The organism is Pseudomonas fluorescens (assembly GCF_902497775.2).
Taxonomy (GTDB): domain Bacteria; phylum Pseudomonadota; class Gammaproteobacteria; order Pseudomonadales; family Pseudomonadaceae; genus Aquipseudomonas; species Aquipseudomonas putida_F.
Map to the genome: position 1 here is coordinate 5,669,277 of NZ_OZ024668.1, position 20,371 is coordinate 5,689,647.

At 62.8% G+C, this 20,371-nt stretch carries 19 protein-coding genes; 6 read left to right on the forward strand and 13 right to left on the reverse strand.

What is annotated here, in order from left to right; all coding sequences use genetic code 11:
• Nucleotides 1-17: 17 nt before the first annotated feature.
• From F8N82_RS26125 to F8N82_RS26140, 4 genes are all read right to left on the reverse strand, one after another.
• Nucleotides 18-644: a TetR/AcrR family transcriptional regulator gene (locus F8N82_RS26125; RefSeq protein WP_038998187.1), complete on the reverse strand. Its 627-nt coding sequence runs from the start codon at nucleotides 642-644 to the stop codon at nucleotides 18-20.
• A 1-nt stretch (nucleotide 645) separates the two neighbouring features.
• Complete coding sequence (gshA, locus tag F8N82_RS26130; RefSeq protein WP_080764823.1) at nucleotides 646-2,247, reverse strand: glutamate--cysteine ligase; 1,602 nt, start codon at nucleotides 2,245-2,247, stop codon at nucleotides 646-648.
• Nucleotides 2,248-2,385: 138 nt separating this feature from the next.
• The gene (locus tag F8N82_RS26135) at nucleotides 2,386-2,769 is read right to left on the reverse strand and encodes a PaaI family thioesterase (RefSeq protein ID WP_038998190.1); all 384 of its coding nucleotides are present in this window, start codon (nucleotides 2,767-2,769) and stop codon (nucleotides 2,386-2,388) included.
• Nucleotides 2,769-5,087 carry a Tex family protein gene (locus tag F8N82_RS26140; RefSeq protein WP_038998191.1) on the reverse strand — a complete coding sequence of 773 codons (2,319 nt, stop codon included), beginning with the start codon at nucleotides 5,085-5,087 and terminating at the stop codon, nucleotides 2,769-2,771. The genes F8N82_RS26135 and F8N82_RS26140 overlap by 1 nt, the downstream gene beginning before the upstream one ends.
• Before the next feature lie 241 nt (nucleotides 5,088-5,328).
• On the opposite strand from F8N82_RS26140, the gene ompR reads away from it, so the two are divergent.
• Both ompR and F8N82_RS26150 read left to right on the forward strand, forming a co-directional pair.
• Nucleotides 5,329-6,069: a two-component system response regulator OmpR gene (gene ompR / locus F8N82_RS26145; protein WP_038998192.1), complete on the forward strand. Its 741-nt coding sequence runs from the start codon at nucleotides 5,329-5,331 to the stop codon at nucleotides 6,067-6,069.
• A gap of 126 nt (nucleotides 6,070-6,195) precedes the next feature.
• Nucleotides 6,196-7,509 carry an ATP-binding protein gene (locus tag F8N82_RS26150; RefSeq protein WP_038998193.1) on the forward strand — a complete coding sequence of 438 codons (1,314 nt, stop codon included), beginning with the start codon at nucleotides 6,196-6,198 and terminating at the stop codon, nucleotides 7,507-7,509.
• Here the strand turns inward: F8N82_RS26150 and rimK are convergent.
• On the reverse strand, nucleotides 7,506-8,411 hold the full coding sequence (gene rimK / locus F8N82_RS26155; protein ID WP_010221234.1) for a 30S ribosomal protein S6--L-glutamate ligase: 906 nt from the start codon (nucleotides 8,409-8,411) through the stop codon (nucleotides 7,506-7,508). The genes F8N82_RS26150 and rimK overlap by 4 nt on opposite strands.
• A complete protein-coding gene (locus tag F8N82_RS26160) occupies nucleotides 8,408-8,824 on the reverse strand; it encodes an ATP-dependent zinc protease family protein (RefSeq protein WP_371128664.1) in 417 nt (138 codons plus the stop codon). Before F8N82_RS26160 ends, rimK begins: the two co-directional genes overlap by 4 nt.
• A gap of 209 nt (nucleotides 8,825-9,033) precedes the next feature.
• Between F8N82_RS26160 and F8N82_RS26165 the strand changes: the two genes are divergently transcribed.
• Nucleotides 9,034-9,435 carry an RNA-binding S4 domain-containing protein gene (locus tag F8N82_RS26165; RefSeq protein ID WP_038998195.1) on the forward strand — a complete coding sequence of 134 codons (402 nt, stop codon included), beginning with the start codon at nucleotides 9,034-9,036 and terminating at the stop codon, nucleotides 9,433-9,435.
• Here the strand turns inward: F8N82_RS26165 and F8N82_RS26170 are convergent.
• A complete protein-coding gene (locus tag F8N82_RS26170) occupies nucleotides 9,432-10,235 on the reverse strand; it encodes a phosphatase PAP2 family protein (protein WP_038998196.1) in 804 nt (267 codons plus the stop codon). The genes F8N82_RS26165 and F8N82_RS26170 overlap by 4 nt on opposite strands.
• A 105-nt stretch (nucleotides 10,236-10,340) precedes the next feature.
• On the opposite strand from F8N82_RS26170, the gene hslO reads away from it, so the two are divergent.
• The 3 genes from hslO to F8N82_RS26185 all read left to right on the forward strand — a co-directional run bounded on the left by hslO (nucleotide 10,341) and on the right by F8N82_RS26185 (nucleotide 13,559).
• On the forward strand, nucleotides 10,341-11,243 hold the full coding sequence (gene hslO / locus F8N82_RS26175; RefSeq protein ID WP_038998197.1) for an Hsp33 family molecular chaperone HslO: 903 nt from the start codon (nucleotides 10,341-10,343) through the stop codon (nucleotides 11,241-11,243).
• A 179-nt stretch (nucleotides 11,244-11,422) separates the two neighbouring features.
• Nucleotides 11,423-12,964 carry a phosphoenolpyruvate carboxykinase gene (locus F8N82_RS26180; protein WP_038998198.1) on the forward strand — a complete coding sequence of 514 codons (1,542 nt, stop codon included), beginning with the start codon at nucleotides 11,423-11,425 and terminating at the stop codon, nucleotides 12,962-12,964.
• A gap of 166 nt (nucleotides 12,965-13,130) precedes the next feature.
• On the forward strand, nucleotides 13,131-13,559 hold the full coding sequence (locus F8N82_RS26185; protein ID WP_038998199.1) for an acyl-CoA thioesterase: 429 nt from the start codon (nucleotides 13,131-13,133) through the stop codon (nucleotides 13,557-13,559).
• Nucleotides 13,560-13,565: 6 nt separating this feature from the next.
• Here F8N82_RS26185 and F8N82_RS26190 read toward each other — a convergent pair whose 3' ends face one another.
• From F8N82_RS26190 to F8N82_RS26215, 6 genes are all read right to left on the reverse strand, one after another.
• Complete coding sequence (locus tag F8N82_RS26190) at nucleotides 13,566-14,222, reverse strand: response regulator (protein ID WP_026001197.1); 657 nt, start codon at nucleotides 14,220-14,222, stop codon at nucleotides 13,566-13,568.
• 121 nt (nucleotides 14,223-14,343) lie between these two features.
• Nucleotides 14,344-15,156: a CheR family methyltransferase gene (locus F8N82_RS26195; RefSeq protein ID WP_038998200.1), complete on the reverse strand. Its 813-nt coding sequence runs from the start codon at nucleotides 15,154-15,156 to the stop codon at nucleotides 14,344-14,346.
• 287 nt (nucleotides 15,157-15,443) lie between these two features.
• On the reverse strand, nucleotides 15,444-15,923 hold the full coding sequence (locus F8N82_RS26200; RefSeq protein ID WP_176470452.1) for a glycine zipper domain-containing protein: 480 nt from the start codon (nucleotides 15,921-15,923) through the stop codon (nucleotides 15,444-15,446).
• A gap of 210 nt (nucleotides 15,924-16,133) precedes the next feature.
• Nucleotides 16,134-18,470, reverse strand: coding sequence for an FdhF/YdeP family oxidoreductase (locus F8N82_RS26205; RefSeq protein ID WP_038998202.1), 2,337 nt, complete (start codon nucleotides 18,468-18,470; stop codon nucleotides 16,134-16,136).
• Nucleotides 18,467-19,306, reverse strand: a complete 840-nt coding sequence (gene fdhD / locus F8N82_RS26210) for a formate dehydrogenase accessory sulfurtransferase FdhD (RefSeq protein ID WP_038998203.1) — start codon at nucleotides 19,304-19,306, stop codon at nucleotides 18,467-18,469. Before fdhD ends, F8N82_RS26205 begins: the two co-directional genes overlap by 4 nt.
• Nucleotides 19,307-19,401: 95 nt before the next feature.
• Complete coding sequence (locus F8N82_RS26215; RefSeq protein WP_038998204.1) at nucleotides 19,402-20,289, reverse strand: LysR family transcriptional regulator; 888 nt, start codon at nucleotides 20,287-20,289, stop codon at nucleotides 19,402-19,404.
• Nucleotides 20,290-20,371: the final 82 nt, after the last annotated feature.

Genomic DNA, 20,371 nt, shown 5'->3' on the forward strand with positions numbered 1-20,371 from the left:
TGCCGGCGATAGGGCCATCAGCGTTTAGGCAGAAACGGCGGCAAATACAGCCCCAGATACGCATCAAACACCCGCATGCCTTCCTCGGCTAAGCGCTGCGTGATCTGCCCATGCAACTGCACCGAGCGGGCGTACACCCGGTCACCCAGTTCCATGGCCAAGGCAAACACATCCACATCATCCGGCAACACCGGCAACTGGAAATGCTCGGCAAACAGCGTGTGCATCAGGTCGCCCAGCTCGATGTCGTGCTGGCGGTCAGCCTGGGTCACTTCGCTCAAGCCATGCTGGGCCAGGATCAACTGCCGCGCCGCCGCGTCTTCGTTGTAGATCACCAGCATGCGCTGCTCGACCAGGCGCGACAGGTCGTGCCAGGTGTTCAACGTCGCCCCATCAATCGGTGCTTCAAGGCAGGCGCGAAAGGCGCTGTGCACGTCGGCGGTGAGCGCTTCAAGCAGTGCCGGAACGCTGGCGAAGAAGTGATACACCGACGACGGTGGAATCTGCGCGCGTTCGGCCACGCTGTAGATCGACAGGCTGGCGACCCCTTCGCTGGCCAGCAGCGTGCGCGCCGCCTCGAGGATCGAATCGATCCTCGCCTGGCTGCGGGCACGGGGTTTGCGCGGGGTAACGGTGCGGGTCATGTCAGTTGCTGATCGCCAGGATGCTCGCCTGGTAAGCGCTGACGAACAGATCAAAATCAGCCTTGTCCTCTTCACGCTCAAGCGTGGCCTGGGCTTCCAGGGACTCACGCGCTGCGGTTTCGAAGCCTTGTTGCTGCTCGACCGGCAGGGCCTGGGCGCGGAAGAACTCGGCATGGGCCTGACTTTGGCGCAAGGCGAAGCGGCTGAAGCTTTCCTTGTGCTCGGTCATGCTCGCCAGCACCTGCGCCGAGGGCGTCAGGGAAGGGTCGCTGACCTTGGCTTGCTGCGCGTGCAGGGCCTTGGCGTGTTCGTCGCTGCCCTGGCTGCGGTCGAGCAGTTCGGCCAGTGGCGCGATGCGCTCGAGCAGTTCATCGGCCCATTGCTGGAGTTCGACCGGGTGGCCGTCACGCTGCAGTTCCAGGCCAGGACGGCGACCTTCCTTGACCACGCTGAGGAAGTTGCTGGTGCAGTTGGCGCATTCCTGGTTGCCCAGCAGCGGGCTGTCTTCCAGGGCGCAGAACAGCAGGAAGGCGTCGAGAAAGCGTGCTTCGGGCAGGTCGATACCGGTTGGCAGGAACGGGTTGATGTCCAGGCAACGCACTTCGACGTACTGGATACCACGGGCCACCAGCGCCTGGATCGGCCGCTCGCCGCTGTAGGTGACGCGCTTGGGGCGGATGTTGGAGTAGTACTCGTTTTCGATCTGCAGGATGTTGGTGTTCAGCTGAACCCACTCGCCATCCTTGTGCGTACCGATCTCGACATAGGGCGCGTACGGCGTGGCAACCGCCTTGCGCAGGCTGTCGGTGTAGCTGGACAGGTTGTTGTAGCACGGCGTCAGGCCGGCCTGGGCGTTGCTCTGGTAACCCAGGTCGCTCATGCGCAGGCTGGTGGCGTAGGGCAGGTACAGGGTGTCGGCGTCGAACTGCTCGAGCTGGTGCGGGCGGCCGCGCAAGAAGCCGGCATCCAGGGCCGGCGAGGCGCCGAACAGGTACATCAGCAGCCAGCTGTAGCGGCGGAAGTTGCGGATCAGGGCAATGTAGGCCGACGACTGATAGTCGCGATCATCCGCGGAGCTGTTTTCTGCGGCGCGCAGCAGCGGCCAGAGTTTTTCTGGCAGCGAGAAATTGTAGTGAATCCCGGCGATGCACTGCATGGTGCGGCCGTAGCGCAGGGCCAGGCCCTTGCGGTAGACGTACTTGAGCTGACCGATGTTGGAGGTGCCATACCAGGCGATCGGAATGTCTTCCTCGGCCGGCAGCGGGCAGGGCATCGACGGGCTCCAGAGGAACTCGTTGCCAAGCTTGGTGTAGGCAAAACGGTGGATGTTCTCCAGGCTTTCGAGGGTCTGCGCCGGGTCGGCCAGGGCTGGGGTGATGAACTCCAGCAGCGACTCCGAGTAGTCCGTGGTGATCTGCTCGTGGGTCAACGCCGCGCCCAGGGCTTCGGGGTGCGGAGTCTGGGCCAGACGACCTTCCTCGGTCACACGCAGGCATTCACGCTCGATGCCGTGCAGGCACTGCTTGAGCAGGGAGAGGTTGTCGCCTTGGCCGAGCAGGCTCAGGCGGCGGTTGAGAAGTTCGCTCAAGATGGATTCCTTCACGCGTCAGTCGCCCCAATATGGGGGTAGAGATGACGGTCTACAAGGGTGGACAGAGGAACTGGCGTTGTCGCCTGGTTTTGGCCGGCTTTCGGCAGCGCCTGCGCTCTGCCGAAAGTACCGCAGTTTGGCTATTTGCGGCTAGAGGACGACGAAAGTCCCCTGCGCTTTGGCCACCAGTTTGTCGCCCTGGAGTACATCGGCGTCGACCACCAGCGTGCGCCGCCCGGCGTGCAGCACCCGGGCGATGCACAGCACCTCGCCGTCGTCGACAAAGCGCAGGTAGTTGATCTTGCATTCCAGGGTCACGCTCGCTTGGTCGAAACCATGGGAACTGGAGCAGGCCAGGCCCATGGTGGTGTCGACCAGGCTGAAGATCGCCCCGCCATGCAGCTTGCCGCCACGGTTGCGCAGGTGTGGCTCCAGGGCCAGGGTCATCTGGGCAACGCCTGCTTCCAGGCGTTGCAGGCGGCAGCCAAGCAGTTGGCTGAAGGCGCTGAGGGTGACCTCTTGCGGGAGCTCCATCACTTCTTCTTCAACTGCTTGGCATTGGCGAACAGCGCGGCCATGGCGTTGTTGGCCGGTGCCGGGGTTTCCTTGGCGCGGGCCGGGGCACTCTGCTGGCGTGGGGCCGAGCCTGGGCGGCTGCCACGGGCGCCGTCGATTTTCTCGCCCGGGGTGTCGCTCATGCGCATCGACAGGCCGACGCGTTTGCGCGGGATGTCGACTTCCATGACCTTGACCTTGACCACGTCGCCGGCCTTGACCGCTTCACGTGGGTCCTTGATGAACTTCTCCGACAGCGCCGAGATGTGCACCAGGCCATCCTGGTGCACGCCGATGTCGACGAAGGCACCGAAGTTGGTGACGTTGGTCACCACGCCTTCGAGGATCATCCCCAGTTGCAGGTCCTTGAGGTCTTCGACGCCCTCCTGGAATTCGGCGGTCTTGAACTCCGGGCGTGGGTCGCGGCCGGGTTTGTCCAGTTCCTGGAGAATGTCGGTGACGGTCGGCAGGCCAAAGGTTTCGTCGGTGAATTTCTTTGGGTCCAGACGCTTGAGGAAGCCGCTGTCGCCGATCAGCGAGCGGATGTCACGGTCGGTTTCAGCGGCAATGCGCTGCACCAGCGGATAGGCTTCCGGGTGCACTGCCGAGGCGTCCAGTGGGTTGTCGCCGTTCATGACGCGCAGGAAACCTGCGGCCTGTTCGAAGGTTTTCTCGCCCAGGCGGCTGACTTTCTTCAGCGCGGCGCGGGTCTTGAAGGCGCCGTTGGCGTCGCGGTGGGCAACGATGTTCTGCGCCAGGGTGCCGTTGAGACCGGAAATACGCGCGAGCAACGCCACCGAAGCGGTGTTGACATCGACACCGACGGCGTTCACGCAGTCCTCGACCACCGCATCCAGGCCACGGGCCAGTTTCAGCTGCGAAACGTCATGCTGGTACTGGCCGACACCGATGGATTTTGGCTCGATCTTAACCAATTCCGCCAGAGGGTCCTGCAGACGGCGGGCGATCGACACGGCGCCACGAATCGACACGTCGAGGTCCGGGAACTCCTTGGCCGCCAGCTCCGAAGCCGAGTACACCGAAGCGCCGGCTTCGGAGACCATGACCTTGGTCATCTTCAGGACTGGATATTTTTTGATCAGCTCGGCGGCGAGTTTGTCGGTTTCGCGGCTGGCGGTGCCGTTACCGATGGCGATCAGCTCGACCGAGTGCTTGGCGCAGAGTGCGGCGAGCACGGCGATGGTCTGGTCCCACTGGTTTTTCGGTACGTGCGGGTAGACGGTGGCGGTGTCCAGCAGCTTGCCGGTGGCATCGACCACGGCGACCTTGCAACCGGTACGCAGGCCCGGGTCCAGGCCCAGGGTGGCGCGCGGGCCGGCCGGAGCAGCCAGCAGCAGGTCGTGCAGGTTGTGGGCGAAGACGTTGATGGCCTCGCCTTCGGCGTTGTCGCGCAGCTCGCCGAACAGATCGGTTTCCAGGTGGCTGTAGAGCTTGACCTTCCAGGTCCAGCGCACCACTTCGGCCAGCCATTTGTCGGCAGGACGGTTCTGATTTTGCAGGCCGAAACGCTCAGCGATCATCATTTCGCACGGGTGCAGGGTACCCGGCAGCTCTTCGCCGACTTTCAGCGAAGCGGCCAGCACGCCTTCGTTGCGGCCACGGAAAATCGCCAGGGCGCGGTGCGACGGCACGCTCTTGAGTACTTCGTCGTGTTCGAAGTAGTCGCGGAACTTTGCCCCTTCTTCTTCCTTGCCGGCCACCAGGCGCGCGCTGAGCACCGCTTCCTGCTTGAGGAAGCTGCGCAGCTTGTCGAGCAGGCTGGCGTCTTCGGCAAAGCGCTCCATGAGGATGTACTTGGCGCCTTCGAGAGCAGCCTTGACGTCGGCCACGCCTTTTTCGCCGTCGACGAAGCGCACGGCTTCGCTTTCAGGGCTCAGTTGCGGGTCGTTCAACAGGCCATCGGCCAGCTCGCCGAGGCCGGCTTCCAGGGCGATCTGGCCCTTGGTGCGACGCTTTTGCTTGTACGGCAGGTAGAGGTCTTCGAGGCGAGTCTTGGTGTCGGCCAGCTTGATGTCGCGGGCCAGTTCCGGGGTCAGCTTGCCTTGCTCTTCGATGCTGGCAAGGATGCTGACACGCCGTTCGTCCAGCTCGCGCAGGTAGCGCAGGCGCTCGTCCAGGTGGCGCAGTTGGGTGTCATCCAGGCTACCGGTGACTTCTTTCCGGTAACGGGCGATAAAAGGTACGGTCGAACCTTCATCAAGTAGAGCCACGGCCGCTTCGACCTGTTGTGGGCGGACACCGAGTTCCTCGGCGATGCGGCTGTTGATGCTGTCCATAAAACCACCTGACAAATTGTGAATACAAAGGCCGCAGGCGGGCGCTGTAGAGCGCTTGTGGTCAATGCGGCGCTGGCTGAAAGCGGCGCATTATACCCAGCGCGTCCGGCTTGCGGTGATGGCAGCGGGCCAGTTGTCGGCTTGGCAATACTGGCACCGGGGGAAAAATCTGCTAACAATGCACACGGCACGGCCACTGATGGCTAAGCCATAATGCGTGCCGAGATTAGAGGAGCTATCCATGAGCAGCACTGCACAAAACGCCGAAGGCGAAAAAATTCTCATCGTCGACGACGACCCGGGCCTGAGCAGCCTGCTGGAACGATTCTTCACCAGCAAGGGTTATCGTGCTCGTGCAGTACCCAATACCGAACAGATGGATCGCCTGCTGGCTCGCGAAGTCTTCAACCTGGTGGTGCTCGACCTGATGCTGCCCGGCGAAGACGGCCTGACCGCCTGCCGCCGCCTGCGCGCCGCCAACAACCAGATCCCGATCATCATGCTTACCGCCAAGGGCGACGAGCTGAGCCGCATCAAGGGCCTGGAGCTGGGTGCCGACGACTACCTGGCCAAGCCTTTCAACCCCGACGAACTGATGGCCCGGGTCAAGGCCGTGTTGCGTCGCCAGGCGCCGGCAGTACCGGGCGCACCGGGCAGCGAAGACGAAACCGTCACCTTCGGCGACTACGAGCTGTCGTTGGCCACCCGCGAACTCAAGCGTGGTGAAGAAGTGCACATGCTCACCACCGGTGAGTTCGCCGTACTCAAGGCGCTGGTCATGCACGCCCGCGAACCGCTGACCCGCGACAAGCTGATGAACCTGGCCCGTGGCCGCGAGTGGGACGCCCTCGAGCGCTCCATCGACGTACAGATCTCGCGCCTGCGCCGGATGATCGAACCCGACCCGTCCAAGCCGCGCTATATCCAGACCGTCTGGGGCGTTGGTTATGTGTTTGTGCCGGATGGTAATGCCGGCAAGTGATGTTTCGTTTGCAGGAGTAGCTCACCGCCAGCAGGGCAGACCTTCGGGTTGCCCTGTTTTTGCCTGTGCAGCGCTTGCAAAGCCTGCGAGCCCCGCTCGTTCCCGCATAGTGTGTAGCCGTTGTCGATGAAAACGCCCCTGTGGTTCCCGCAAAGCTTCTTCGCCCGCACCCTCTGGCTGGTGCTGATCGTCGTGCTGTTCTCCAAGGCCCTGACCCTGGTGTACCTGCTGATGAACGAGGACGTGCTGGTCGACCGCCAATACAGCCACGGCGTGGCCCTGACCCTGCGCGCCTACTGGGCTGCCGATGAGTCCGACCGCGACAAGATCGCCGAGGCGGCGGGGCTGATTCGGGTGGTTGGCTCCGGGGTTCCCGAGGGTGAGCAGCACTGGCCGTACAGCGAAATCTACCAGCGTCAGATGCAGGCGGAGCTGGGCGCCGACACCGAAGTACGCCTGCGCGTGCATGCACCACCGGCCTTGTGGGTACGGGCACCGAGCCTGGGCGATGGATGGCTGAAGGTACCGTTGTATCCGCATCCGCTGCGCGGGCAGAAGATCTGGAGCGTGCTCGGCTGGTTCCTGGCCATCGGCCTGTTATCCACCGCCTCGGCGTGGATCTTCGTGCGCCAGCTCAACCAGCCGCTCAAGCGCCTGGTGTTCGCCGCCCGCCAACTGGGCCAGGGGCGCAGCGTGCGCTTGCCGATCAGTGACACGCCCAGTGAGATGACCGAGGTGTATCGCGCCTTTAACCAGATGGCCGAGGATGTCGAACAGGCCGGACGTGAGCGCGAATTGATGCTGGCCGGGGTTTCCCATGACCTGCGCACGCCGTTGACGCGCTTGCGCCTGTCGTTGTCGCTGCTGGCCAACGAAAGCGACCTGACCGACGACATGGTCCGCGATATTGAAGACATGGACGCGATTCTCGACCAGTTCCTGGCGTTCATCCGCGATGGCCGCGATGAGCCGGTCGAAGAGGTCGATTTCAGCGAACTGGTGCGTGAGGTGGTGGCGCCGTTCAACCAACCGGAGGAACAGGTGCGCCTGTGCCTGGAGCCTATCCCGCCGTTTCCGCTGCGCCGGGTGTCGCTCAAGCGCCTGCTCAACAACCTGATCGGCAACGCCTTGTATCACGCTGGCAAAGGTGTCGAAGTGGCAGCCTATGTATCCGGCGAAAATGGTGCGCCCTACGTGGTGCTGAGTGTGCTGGACCGTGGCGCGGGCATCGATCCGGGCGAGCTGGAGGGTATCTTCAACCCGTTCATTCGCGGCGACCGTGCCCGTAGCGGCAAGGGCACCGGGCTGGGCCTGGCGATCGTCAAGCGGATCGCCGCCCAGCACGGCGGCAATGTGCAGCTGCGCAACCGCTCAGGCGGCGGCTTGGAGGCACGGGTGCGGCTGCCGCTAGGACTGATGCTGCCGCGCGACGCGGTCTAGCCTTTACCCTTGGTGCGGGTCAGATTCGGCCCGCCGTTCTTCTCCAGGTGTTCGATGATCATCCCGGCAACGTTCTTGCCGGTGGTGACTTCGATGCCTTCCAGGCCTGGCGAGGAGTTCACCTCCATCACCAGCGGGCCGTGATTGGAGCGCAGGATATCCACCCCGGCCACGCTCAGGCCCATGACCTTGGCCGCACGGATGGCGGTCATGCGCTCTTCTGGGGTGATCTTGATCAGGCTGGCGCTGCCGCCGCGGTGCAGGTTGGAGCGAAACTCACCGGGCTTGGCCTGGCGCTTCATCGAGGCGATGACCTTGTCGCCAACCACGAAGCAGCGAATGTCGGCGCCGCCGGCTTCCTTGATGTATTCCTGGACCATGATGTTCTGCTTCAGGCCCATGAAAGCCTCGATCACCGATTCGGCCGCCTTGGTGGTTTCGCACAACACCACACCGATACCCTGGGTGCCTTCGAGCACCTTGATCACCAGTGGCGCACCGTTGACCATCTGGATCAGGTCGGGGATGTCGTCCGGCGAGTGGGCGAAGCCGGTGACCGGCAGGCCGATCCCCCGACGCGACAGTAGCTGCAGCGAGCGCAGTTTGTCCCGCGAGCGGGCAATGGCCACCGATTCGTTGAGCGGGAAAACCCCCATCATTTCGAACTGGCGCAGCACTGCGCAGCCATAGAAGGTCACCGAGGCGCCGATCCGCGGGATCACCGCGTCGAAGTTTTCCAGCGGCTTGCCGCGGTAGTGGATCTGCGGCTTGTGGCTGGCAATGTTCATATAGGCGCGCAGGGTGTCGATCACAACCACCTCATGGCCTCGTTCGGTACCGGCTTCGACCAGGCGACGAGTGGAATACAGACGCGGGTTTCGCGACAGCACGGCGATCTTCATGCAACACCTGTGGAGGGAGTGATAGTGGCCGGGAATGCCGGCTTGTCCTGAACGTACTTGAGCCCCGGGTTGACCACCAACTGGCCATGGATCAGGGCTTTGGAACCGAGCAACAGGCGATAGCGCATGGCCTTGCGGCAGGCCAGGGTGAATTCCACCTCCCACACCCGGTCACCCAGCGCCAACGGCGTGCGGATCACGTAGCGGGTTTGGGCCTGGCCGTTGGAGCTCTTGATGGTTTTCATCGTCACCAGAGGCGCTTCGCAGCGCCGGTGACGCAGTTGTACCACCGAACCCAGGTGGGCGTTGAAACGCACCCATTGTTCGCCATCGCGCTCGAAAGGTTCGACTTCGGTGGCGTGCAGGCTCGAGGTGCTCGCGCCGGTGTCGATCTTGGCCCGCAGGCCCGCCAGGCCGAGGTCCGGCAGGGCCACCCACTCGCGCAGGCCGATCACGGTCAAATGGTCAAATGTCTTCAAAATGCTCAACCAGCGTAGTAAGTCGTCAGGCACCAAGGCGGGCGTGAGCGACAGGTCGGTGAACTGTAAGCACGCCGCGTGTTTTTTGCATCCGTCAGATACGGTAGTACAGTTCCCTTTACGAAAATAAGTGGGGAAATGTCATGGCACAAAAGCCGGAAGAGGACGACAAGGTCCGCTTGGACAAATGGCTGTGGGCGGCGCGCTTCTACAAGACCCGGGCACTGGCCAAGGCGGCCATCGAAAGCGGCAAGGTGCATTGCCGGGGCGAGCGTTGCAAGCCGGGCAAGGAACCGCGGCTGGGCGATGAGTTCGTGCTGCGCACCGGCTTTGACGAGCGCACGGTGGTGGTCAAGGCGTTGTCAGTGGTGCGTCGCGGCGCGCCTGAAGCCCAGGCGCTGTATGAAGAAACCGCGCAGAGCATCGCCCGCCGCGAACAGGCCGCCGCGATGCGCAAGGCCGGCGCCCTGGGTGTCAGCACCGATGGCCGGCCCACCAAGAAACAGCGGCGCCAGCTGCATCAGTTGCATGACAGCGCCGGTTAAGCGCGCGGGCTGACCACGTTCAGGCGCCCGAGCAGCGGCAGCCGCGCCAGCAACTCGAACAATGGCGCGGTCAGGCGCATCAGGGCGGCGCTGGCCTTGGCGGCAAACGGGGTATAGCAGCTCCAGCCCAGGGCCAGCACCGCCATCAGTACGCCGCCGATATAGTCGTCCTGACCCCAGTGCGCACCGGCCACCAGGCGTGGCAACATGAACAACAGCGCCAGGGCCCAGACCAGCAGTTGCTGCAGCAATTTGCGGCTGAACAGGCTCATGAACATTGCCCAGATCAGCAGAACCGAGGCGTGATCACCCGGAAAGCTCTGGCTGGATCGGTCCTTGAGCTCCCACCTGGCTTCCAGGTGCGGGTAGAAGTCGCTCAGGTGGATGGCGTCGCTGAATACCATCGACGGGCTGTTGTGCTGCCAGCCCATGGCGTTCATCCATTTCGAAAACAGGGCGCGGATCACCAGCAGCAGGATCAGGGTGGCGAAAAAGCCGAAGAAGGCCTGGCGCACCTGGCCGGCCTTGAACACCCAGTCGCCGCGGATCAGCAGGCTGAGCAGGATCAAGCCGACGACAATATCGAACGGTCGAAGGCTGCCGACGGTCCAGATGTAACGCCAGACGCTATTGTCGGCCAGCGGCCGGTTGAGCAGGTGAAACAGCCATTCGTCGAAAGTCAGGCAGATGATCTGGCCAAACGGCCACAACCAGAAACACAGTAGGGCAACGGGCAAAACCGTGCAGAGAATCAAGGGACCCCAAGCCCACCTTGCTTGGAACAGTGAAGAATTGTCCATAAACTACCTCTTTGCTGCGAACCACGAGTGCACCAATCTGGTGCTCTAGACCGGGCTTTATAGGCCCTTGTAATTATTTTGTCATCATTCAGAAAGCCAGAGCCCATGTCCGAATTGCCCGATACCGACTACACACAACGCTTCATCTTCGACGACCGCGATGTGCGCGGTGAAATGGTCGGGCTGGAGCGCAGCTACGCCGAAGTGCTGGCCAAGCATCCTTACCCGCAGCCTGTGGCACAGCTGCTCGGCGAGCTGATGGCGGCAGCCGCGCTGCTGGTTGGTACGCTGAAATTCGATGGTTTGCTGATCCTTCAGGCCCAGTCGAGCGGGCCGGTGCCCCTGCTGGCCATCGAGTGCACCAGCGAGCACGAAATTCGTGGCCTGGCACGCTATGCGGCCGAGCAGATCAAGGATGATGCAACCCTCGCCGACCTGATGCCTGGCGGGCACCTGGTCCTGACCATCATTCCGGTCAATGGTCAGCGCTACCAGGGTACGGTGGAGCTGGACGGCAAGGACCTGTCGGAGTGTTTCACCAACTATTTCGTCATGTCCCAGCAGATCAACACCTGCATCTCGCTGGTCGCCGACGGCATTCGCGCCCGTGGCCTGCTGGTGCAGGAGCTGCCTGCCGACCGCCAGAAGGACATCGAGGAGCGTGAGGAAAGCTGGAACCATGTCAAAGCTCTGGCCAACACAGTGAAAGCCGAAGAGCTGCTGGGTCTGGACAACGAGACCGTGCTGCATCGCCTGTATCACGAAGATGCCGTGCGCCTGTTCGATATCCAGCCGCTGCATTTTCGCTGCAGCTGCTCGCGTGAGCGCTCCGGTAACGCGCTGGTCAGCCTTGGCAAACATGACGCCCTGGAACTGATCAACGAGCATGGTGGCCAGATCGAGGTCGATTGCCAGTTCTGTAATCAGCGTTATCAATTCGATGCCGCCGATATCGAGCAATTGTTCGCCGGTGGCGGTGTAGACACGCCGTCAGATACTCGGCACTAAAACGTTTCACCACAGGTAAATCTCCTGCCTAACGCCGTAAACCGGGTGTTCTGACAGGAGGGCCCTACTTTTTTTGGGCGTTTCTGGCATAATCCGGCCACTTTTTTCGCTGTAGTAGTTTGAAAAGATCTACTACAAAACGTTTGGAGCACTCGGCCGCAGGCCGGATGGGGAATCTCATGACGCAAGCCAACAACACCGTCTACACCGACCTGAGCGTCGATGAGCTGGTAAAAGAAGCGCTGAACCGCGGTGAAGGCGAGCTGGCCGATACTGGCGCGCTGGTCGTGAAAACCGGTCACCGTACCGGTCGTTCGCCGGTGGATCGTTTCATCGTCGAAGAGCCGTCCACTCAGGACGCCATCGCCTGGGGCCCGATCAACCGCAAGTTCCCGGCCGACAAGTTCGATGCCCTGTGGGATCGCGTCGAGGCGTTCAACAACGCCCAGGAGCACTTCGTTTCCTACGTTCACGTAGGTGCTGCCGAAGAGCACTACCTGCCGGTCAAGATGACTACCCAGACTGCCTGGCAGAACCTGTTCGGCCGTTGCCTGTTCATCAACCCGGAGCAGTACAACCCTGCCGGTCGTGGTGAGTGGCAAGTGCTCAACGTCGCCAACTTCGAGTGCGTGCCTGAGCGTGACGGCACCAACTCCGACGGTTGTGTGATCCTCAACTTCGCCCAGAAGAAAGTGCTGATCGCCGGCATGCGTTACGCCGGTGAAATGAAAAAAGCCATGTTCTCGGTGCAGAACTTCCTGCTGCCAGCTGCTGACGTGCTGCCAATGCACTGCGCTGCCAACATCGGCGAAGCAGGCGACGTGACCCTGTTCTTCGGTCTGTCGGGCACCGGCAAGACCACCCTGTCGGCTGACGAAAGCCGCTACCTGATCGGCGACGACGAGCACGGTTGGGGCGAAGGTGTTGTCTTCAACATCGAAGGCGGCTGCTACGCCAAGTGCATCGACCTGTCCGAGAAGAACGAGCCGGTCATCTGGAAAGCCATCAAGCACGGCGCAGTACTGGAAAACGTCGTCATCGACGATGCCAAGCACGCCGACTACGCCGATGTCAGCCTGACCCAGAACAGCCGCGCCGCCTACCCGCTGGAGCACGTTGCCAAGCGTTCCGAGCACAACCTGGGCGGCGAGCCGAATGCAGTCATCTTCCTGACTTGCGACCTGACTGGCGTACTGCCGCCAGTGTCGATCCTGAACAACGAGCAGGCGGCCTACCACTTCCTGTCCGGTTACACCGCGCTGGTCGGTTCGACCGAAATGGGTTCGGGCAGCGGCATCAAGTCGACCTTCTCCACCTGCTTCGGCGCACCGTTCTTCCCGCGTCCGGCTGGCGAGTACGCTGAGCTGCTGATCAAGCGCATCAAGGGCTTCAACTCCAAGGTCTACCTGGTCAACACCGGCTGGACCGGCGGTGGCTACGGCGTTGGCAAGCGCTTCAACATTCCGACCACCCGCGCGGTGATCGCAGCGATCCAGAGCGGCGCCCTGATCGGCACCGAAACCGAACACCTGGACATCATCAACCTCGACGTGCCACTGGCCGTACCGGGCGTTGAAACCAACCTGCTCAACCCACGCAACACCTGGGCTGACAAGGCTGCTTACGATGAAGCTGCAAAAGCCCTGGCCGGCCTGTTCATCGAAAACTTCAAGAAGTTCGAAGTTTCCGACGCCATCAAAGCCGCTGGCCCACAGCTGTAAGCTGAAGCCCGCGTAAACAAAAAACCGCCCTCATGGGCGGTTTTTTGCTTTCCGGTCCAACGAATTTCTTGTGGGAGGGGGCTTGCCCGAATGATGATCAATTGGTGCTTGATCGCGGGGCAAGCCCGCTCCTACAGTTATGATCCATCCAATACTCAGGCCCACCATGTCCGAACTCCCTCAGCGCCAAGCCTATCCCCACCTGCACCCGATTCTCAGCCGCTGGCAGGACAGCGACCTCAACGGCCATATCGGCGGCTCCACGGTTTACGCCTATTTCGACACGGCGATCCAGGCGTACCTGCTGCAACAGGCCGGGCTGGACCTGCAGGAGGGCGAGGTGGCCGGTTTCGTGGTCAGTTCGGCGGCGGATTTCTTCGCCTTGCCAGCCTTCCCCGACACGCTTGAAGTCGGCCTGCGGGTGGCGCGGCTGGCGGGCAGTTCGGTCGAGTATCAGTTGGCGCTGTTCCGGGTCGAGGACGGCCAACCCTGCGCGGCTGGCAAGGTGGTGCAGGTGTTCGTCGAGCGCAGCTCGGGGCGGCCGGCACAGTTGCCGGCCACGCTACAGGCGGCGCTGGAGCGTTTGCAAGGCTGAGGCTGCTCAATCGTTGAGGCGGATGATTCCTTCGCGCACGGCGAACAGCACCAGCCCCGGCACATCGTGAATCTGCAGGCGGTGCATGATCTGCGAGCGGTGCGCTTCGATGGTTTTCACGCTCAGGCCCAGGCCGTCGGCAATCGAACGGGTCGATTCACCCCGGGCGATCAACCGGAGGATTTCCAGCTGGCGTGCGGTGAGCTGCATCGTGGTGCTGCCGCTGGGGCGTTTGCGGCTGTGCTTCACCGCTTGGCCAATGACCATTGGCAGAACTGCTGACGACAGGTACTGGCCGCCGTTCTTAAGGGCCTGCAAGGCCTGCTCCAGCTCCAGCACGGTGGCGCTCTTGAGCAGAAAGCCATGGGCACCCAGTTGCAGGCAGCGCATGACGAAGTCCAGCTCCGAGCGCGACGAGAGCATCAATACGTGGCTGGAGGGCACGCGCAAAAACAGCTCGCGCAAGATCTGCTCGCTGTCGAGGGTGTCGGCGGTCATGTCCAGCAGGATGATGTCGGGCTTGAGCTTTTCGGCCAGGGCGACAGCGGTCATGCCGTCGCCTGCGTCACCGACTACGGCGTATTGTTTTTTTTGTTCGAGCAGCGCTCGCAGGCCCGCTCGAAAGAGCGGCGAGTCATCGGCAAGTAGTATTCGGCAAAGCATGGGTTCGAGCCTGTTTCGCAAAAGAAGAGGGGCGGCAGGTTTGCTCGGTCCGTATGAGCGCTGCCGCGCGGTGGCGCGATCAGTATCGGGGGCCTGCCGCAGGTCCCGGCAGCGCCGGCCATCATAGGCGTTCGAACACCGAGGGCAGGATCGGCCGCAAGGGCAGGTCGAGCCCGTGGATGCTCTCGCTATGCCCGATCAGCAGCAGGCCGCCTGGGCGCAGGCGGGCCAGCAGGCGATGAACCACGCGCTGCTTCTCATCCTGACTGAAATAGGTCAGCAGATTGCGCAGAAAGATCACATCGAACAGCCCCAGGTCGCCAGGCAGTGGCTGGATCAGGTTAATCAGGCGAAACGTCAGGCGCTCGCGCAAGGAGGCCGCCATGCGCATGCGCCCGGCCATCTCGCCAACGCCGCACAGGCAGTAGCGTTGCAACCAGCCTGCGGGGAAGTAGCGGGCCTGGGCGACATCGTAGATGCCTTCGCTTGCCTGCAGCAGCAGGTTGGGGCTGACGTCGCTGGCCAGCACGCGCCAGTCGTCGTTTACGGCGTGTTCGCTAGCAACCATGGCCAGGCTGTAGGCTTCTTCGCCAGAGGCGCAGGCAGCGCTCCAGAGCCTCAGCGGCCGGGGCATGTCGCGTAGCCACTGAGCAAGGAATTCGAAGTGACGATGTTCGCGGAAGAAGTAGCTGTCGCCGGCAATCAGCAAGTCGAGCACCCGTTGTTGTTCCGGTTGCTGATCAGGCTGCTCGATCAATTGCAGATACTGCTCGAAGGCGCTCAGTTGCAGATGCCGAAGACGCTTTCCCAGGCGCGCCGCCACGGCGGCACGACGGTCGGCTTCGAGAAACACGCCAGTGCGCTGGCTGACCAGGGTGCGAAAGCGCAGGAACTGGGCTTCGCTCAGCAACGGAGGGCGGCTGCCGGCAGGCATCTCACACCCCTCGTGCAATGGGCAATCGGGCCGTCTTTGCGTGATAGATGCGCATTCCCTGCGTCCATTGGCTGATTGGGAATGGCCGATGATAGCTACTGGCTATATTCGCCAGAATCGGGGTTGCCCCTAGGTCGCGGGCGGGTAGCAAGGGGAAGGGAATTCAGAGCCTGCCAGGAGTGGTCGGGGTATCGGCCTGCAGGGCTTGATCGGTAACGCGCGGGGTGGTGCAGCGATCCCTGCCCGTGAGGGCAGGGACTAGGAGTTTGGCTTAAGCCCGAAATGGCTTAGCGATGACGCCAGTGCTTTTTGTGCTTGCGGTGGCCGTAGTGGTGGCCACGGTCGTAATAACGACGGTCGTCGTAGCCGCGGCGATAGCGACGGTCATCGCGGTCGTCTTCATCGGCCTTGTTGCCCATGTAGTTACCCAGCGCGCCACCAGCACCACCGCCTGCGGCTGCACCGATGTAGCTGCCGGTGGTGCCGCCCATGCTGCGGCCGACCACGTTACCGCCGGCTGCGCCCAGGGCACCACCGATTGCCGCTTCACCACGCTGGCGCTTGTCGGCACCGACCGCACTGCCGGCCGCGCCGCCAAGGCCCGCACCGATTGCACCGCCGGTGCTGCCGCCGATCGATTGACCGACCACTGAGCCGAGTACCCCACCCAATGCGCCGCCAATACCGGCTTCGGTGGTGCCACCTGCGGAGGCAACGCCGCTGAGCAGGCCAAGAGACAACAACAGAATCGAGGAGTACTTCATCAAGAAAGCCTCATAGGGATGACGAGGCGATCCTGAGGCTGGAGAGGGGGGCTGGCAAACGAAATCCGACGAGTAACACGAGTTGTACACAATTTTCTAAGTTACTGTTTTAGCTGTGAAACTTTATCGATTTTCGCGTGTCTGAGCTTACTTGGAACGAGGCCCCGACAGTGATGTCAGGGCCTTTTTTGTGCCTGTTTGCCAGCGATTCTGTCAGAGGATCCGGGCGTTGTCGCTGGTAGGCTGCAACTGGATCGCAACGAACTTCGAGGTCGGCGTGTGGCTGCCATCGCCAACGCTTTCCAATGGCACCAGCGGATTGACCTCCGGATAGTAGGCCGCCGCCTGGCCGGCTGGGATATCAAAGGCCAGCAGGGTGAAGCCCTTGACTCGCCGCTCGCGGCCATCGCTCCACAACGAGACGATATCGGCCTTGTCACCGGGGTGGAAACCCAGGCGGATGATGTCGGCTTCATTGGCAAACAGCACGTTGCGCTGGCCCTTGACCCCACGGTAGCGATCATCCAGGCCGTAGATAGTGGTGTTGTACTGATCGTGGGAGCGCATCGACTGCATGATCAGGTCCGGCACCTGGCCGCTGGCGCGCACGCGCTCATGCAGCAGGTCGTCCGGCAGGGCATTGGCCTTGAAGTTGGCCCGGCCGCTGGCGGTTTTCCATTGCCGTTGGCCGGCGCTGTTGCCCAGGTAGAAGCCGCCTGGGTGCTGCAGGCGCTGGTTGAAGTTCTCAAAGCCGGGGATGGTCTGGTCGATCAGGTCACGGATCCGCGCGTAGTCGGCGATCAGCCAGTTCCAGTCCACCGGTTTGGCGCCGAGGGTGGCATTGGCGATCCCGGCGATGACCGCAGGCTCCGAGCGCATCTGTCGCGACAGCGGCTGCAACTGGCCGTTGGAGGCGTGGACCATGCTGAACGAATCTTCCACCGTCACTGCCTGCGGGCCTTCGCCTTGCAGGTCGATATCGGTGCGCCCCAGGCAAGGCAGAATCAACGCTTGCTTGCCATGCAGCAGATGGCTGCGGTTGAGCTTGGTACTGATCTGTACGGTCAGTTCGCAGTTGCGCAGGGCCTGGGCAGTGCGTTCGGTATCCGGGGTAGCCTGGGCGAAGTTGCCGCCCAGGGCGATAAACACCTTGGCCTGGCCGTCGGCCATGGCCCGGATCGCCTCGACCGTGTTGTGGCCATTGTGCCGTGGCACCTTGAAGCCGAAGCGGCGCTCCAGGGAATCGAGCAGGGCCACCGGTGGCCGCTCGTTGATGCCCATGGTGCGGTCGCCCTGCACGTTGCTGTGGCCACGCACCGGGCACAGGCCGGCGCCTGGTACGCCGAGGTTGCCGCGCAGCAGCATCAGGTTGGATATTTCCTGGATGGTCGACACCGAATGGCGATGCTGGGTGATGCCCATGGCCCAGCACATGATGACCTTTTTGGCCTTGCAGTACATGCGCGCGGCTTGTTCGATCTCGGCCAGGGTCAGGCCCGATTGCGCGGTGATCTGCTCCCAGGAGGTGGTATCGACTGCGGCCAGGTAGGCAAGTACGTCCTGGGTGTGCTGGTTGAGAAAGTCGTGGTCGAAAATCGCCGGGGCGTTGCTGGCCTGGGCTTCACGCTCCCACTGCAAGAGAAACTTGGCCATGCCGCGCAGCAGCGCCATGTCGCCGCCCAGGGCCGGGCGGAAATAGGCCGTGTTGGTCGGGCGGTCGCCGTTGGTGAGCATTTCCAGCGGGTGCTGCGGGTGCTGGAAACGTTCCAGGCCGCGTTCCTTGAGCGGGTTGACGCACACCACCTGGGCGCCGCGCTTGACCGCTTCACGCAGCGGTTCGAGCATGCGCGGGTGGTTGGTACCGGGGTTCTGGCCCCAGACGAAGATCGCGTCGGCGTGTTCGAAGTCGTCGAAGGTCACCGTGCCCTTGCCGACCCCGACACTTTGCCCAAGGGCCACGCCACTGGCCTCGTGGCACATGTTCGAGCAGTCGGGGAAATTATTGGTGCCGTAGGCGCGCACGAACAGCTGATACAGATAGGCCGCTTCGTTGCTGGCCCGGCCAGAGGTATAGAACTCGGCCTGGTCGGGACTTTCGAGTTGCTGCAGGTGCTCGGCGATCAGGGCGAAGGCGCCGTCCCAGTCGATGGGTTTGTAGCGGTCGGTGCTGGCGTCGTAAACCATCGGCTCGGTCAGCCGGCCCTGGTATTCGAGCCAGTAGTCGCTCTGGGCCAGCAGCGAGGTGACGCTGTGGCGAGCGAAGAACTTGGCATCCACCCGGCGCTTGGTCGCCTCCCAGTTCACTGCCTTGGCGCCGTTCTCGCAGAACTTGACCATGCCGCTTTCCGGTGAGTCGCCCCAGGCACAGCCCGGGCAGTCAAAACCGCCGTTCTGGTTGGTCTTGAGCAGCGCGCGGATGTTCTTCAGCGCGTTGTCGCTGCCGATCCAGGCCTGGGCCACGCTACGTAGTGCGCCCCAACCACCCGCGGCGCCATTGTAGGGTTTATAGCGAGGCACAGGCTTCTGATCGGCTTGGTGATGCAGGCTCACGTTCTGTTCTCCCGCACGGGGCTGAACACCCGTGGCGCGCTGTGTTTGGGCAGGTGAATAAGGTTGAGGTTGTGCCGGCGCGCCCACTGCAGAGCCAGGCCGGTGGGCGAGGACAGGCTGACCAGGGTCTGGATGCCGGCGCGCAACACCTTTTGGATCAGTTCCAGGCTGCAGCGGCTGGTGACGATTGCCAGGCCGCCGTCGAGGCTGATGTGCTGGCGTACCAGGGCACCGATCAACTTGTCGAGGGCGTTGTGCCGACCGATGTCTTCGCGGCCCAGCAGGATCTCACCCTGATTGTTCATGAACAGTGCCGCATGCACCGCACCGCAGTGCTGGCCCAGGGGTTGGAAGGCATCCATCCGCTGACGCAAGCCTGCGAGCCATTGCGCTGGCGGCAGCGGCGCGCCCGGCAGCACGGCAAGGTCAGGTAGCGCCTGCTCCACCGCTTCCACACCGCACAAGCCACAGCCGCTGGTCCCGGCCAGTTGCCGGCGCTGGGTCTTGAGGTTCCAGAAGGCGCGGTTGGCGATCTCGACTTCGGCGTGCACGGCCGAACCACTGCTGGTGAACTTGACGTCGTAGATCTCGTTGGCCGAGGCAATGATGCCGCTGCCGATGCTGAAGCCGACGATAAAGTCTTCCAGGTCAGTGGGGCTGACCAGCATGACTGCCTGGCTGATGCCGTTGTAAGCGATCGCCAGCGCGACTTCCTCAGCCAGTGCGGTATGGGCCTGGCTGTCGTCGTCAAGGTGGCAGTAGTCGTAGATATTGCTGGCCGCGGGCGCAGTCACAAGCGGGGTGGACGCCGCACAGGCCGGGGGTTTAGTGCTCATCAGCAGAGGTACCGGCGGCTGTTCAGCTTTAAGCCTAGGCTTGCGCTCGGGTATCGTCTAATCGCTAATGCTGATGCTTTGATAGACGGCGTCGATCAAGCCTCGCCTTGCAGCGCTTGATATTCAGCCAGACACACCTCGGCCAGGGCCGAGCGCGGCGCCGTGCGGCGCATGATCAGGCCCAGTGGCGCCAGGGTACAGGCCTGTTCGATCGGTTGCAGGCGCAGCCGTTCGGTGAGCACTTCCAGGCCCGCCGCCAACGGCATAATGGCGCAACACAGGCCGCCGCTGACGGCCTGGGCCAACTGATGGACGGCATCGGTCTGCAGCAACAGCTGCGGGGTCAGGCCGCGGCTGTGGAAGTTGTGGTCGATCGACTGGCGAAAATGCATGCCGGCGGTGAGCAAGCCCAGCGGCAGTTCGGTCAGCTGTTGCCAGCTTAGGGGCTGGTCGTCAAAGCGGAAATGATCTGGATCATATAAAAGCCCCATGCGCGTCTCGCCCAGCGGCAGCGACTGGAAGCGTTCATGGTCGAGCCGATCGAGGTACGACACGCCCAGGTCCAGCTGGTTGCTGGTGAGCTGTTCGAGGATCTGCTCGGAGCTCAGGGCGCTGAGTTCGAAGCGCAGTTCCGGGTGCTGCTGGTGCATGCGCCGCAGCAACGGCAACGGGTCGAAGCTCGACAGTGGCACCACGCCCAGTCGCAGGGTGCCGACCAGATGACCGCGGCAGGCGGCCGCTTCGGCATTCAGGCCGTCGTAGGCGGCAATCACCGAGCGGGCCCAGGCCAGGACCCGCTCGCCCTGGGCAGTAAAGCCCTCGAAGCGCTGGCCACGGTTGACCAGGGCCAGGTCCAGCTCCTGTTCCAGGTTGCGCAAGCGCATCGACAGGGTCGGCTGGGTCACGTGGCAGCGGGCGGCGGCTTGGCCGAAGTGGCGGGTTTCATCCAGGGCGATGAGGAATTTGAGTTGTTTGATGTCCATCGTCGCTCCACGGCGCAAAGCAGGCGAAGCATTCTAACCTGTCCTAGACTCCAGGCTCCGAGATTCATCACCAAGGAGAGCG

Excerpts from the sequence above, each read along its gene's own strand:
- fdhD (WP_038998203.1), bottom strand. The coding sequence starts at position 19,306 with ATGAGCACTAAACCCCCGGCCTGTGCGGCGTCCACCCCGCTTGTGACT.
- F8N82_RS26185 (WP_038998199.1), top strand. The coding sequence starts at position 13,131 with ATGTCCGAACTCCCTCAGCGCCAAGCCTATCCCCACCTGCACCCGATT.
- rimK (WP_010221234.1), bottom strand. The coding sequence starts at position 8,411 with ATGAAGATCGCCGTGCTGTCGCGAAACCCGCGTCTGTATTCCACTCGT.
- F8N82_RS26180 (WP_038998198.1), top strand. The coding sequence starts at position 11,423 with ATGACGCAAGCCAACAACACCGTCTACACCGACCTGAGCGTCGATGAG.
- F8N82_RS26150 (WP_038998193.1), top strand. The coding sequence starts at position 6,196 with ATGAAAACGCCCCTGTGGTTCCCGCAAAGCTTCTTCGCCCGCACCCTC.
- F8N82_RS26125 (WP_038998187.1), bottom strand. The coding sequence starts at position 644 with ATGACCCGCACCGTTACCCCGCGCAAACCCCGTGCCCGCAGCCAGGCG.
- F8N82_RS26195 (WP_038998200.1), bottom strand. The coding sequence starts at position 15,156 with ATGCCTGCCGGCAGCCGCCCTCCGTTGCTGAGCGAAGCCCAGTTCCTG.
- F8N82_RS26215 (WP_038998204.1), bottom strand. The coding sequence starts at position 20,289 with ATGGACATCAAACAACTCAAATTCCTCATCGCCCTGGATGAAACCCGC.
- F8N82_RS26190 (WP_026001197.1), bottom strand. The coding sequence starts at position 14,222 with ATGCTTTGCCGAATACTACTTGCCGATGACTCGCCGCTCTTTCGAGCG.
- F8N82_RS26170 (WP_038998196.1), bottom strand. The coding sequence starts at position 10,235 with ATGGACAATTCTTCACTGTTCCAAGCAAGGTGGGCTTGGGGTCCCTTG.
- hslO (WP_038998197.1), top strand. The coding sequence starts at position 10,341 with ATGTCCGAATTGCCCGATACCGACTACACACAACGCTTCATCTTCGAC.
- F8N82_RS26165 (WP_038998195.1), top strand. The coding sequence starts at position 9,034 with ATGGCACAAAAGCCGGAAGAGGACGACAAGGTCCGCTTGGACAAATGG.
- F8N82_RS26140 (WP_038998191.1), bottom strand. The coding sequence starts at position 5,087 with ATGGACAGCATCAACAGCCGCATCGCCGAGGAACTCGGTGTCCGCCCA.
- F8N82_RS26135 (WP_038998190.1), bottom strand. The coding sequence starts at position 2,769 with ATGGAGCTCCCGCAAGAGGTCACCCTCAGCGCCTTCAGCCAACTGCTT.
- ompR (WP_038998192.1), top strand. The coding sequence starts at position 5,329 with ATGAGCAGCACTGCACAAAACGCCGAAGGCGAAAAAATTCTCATCGTC.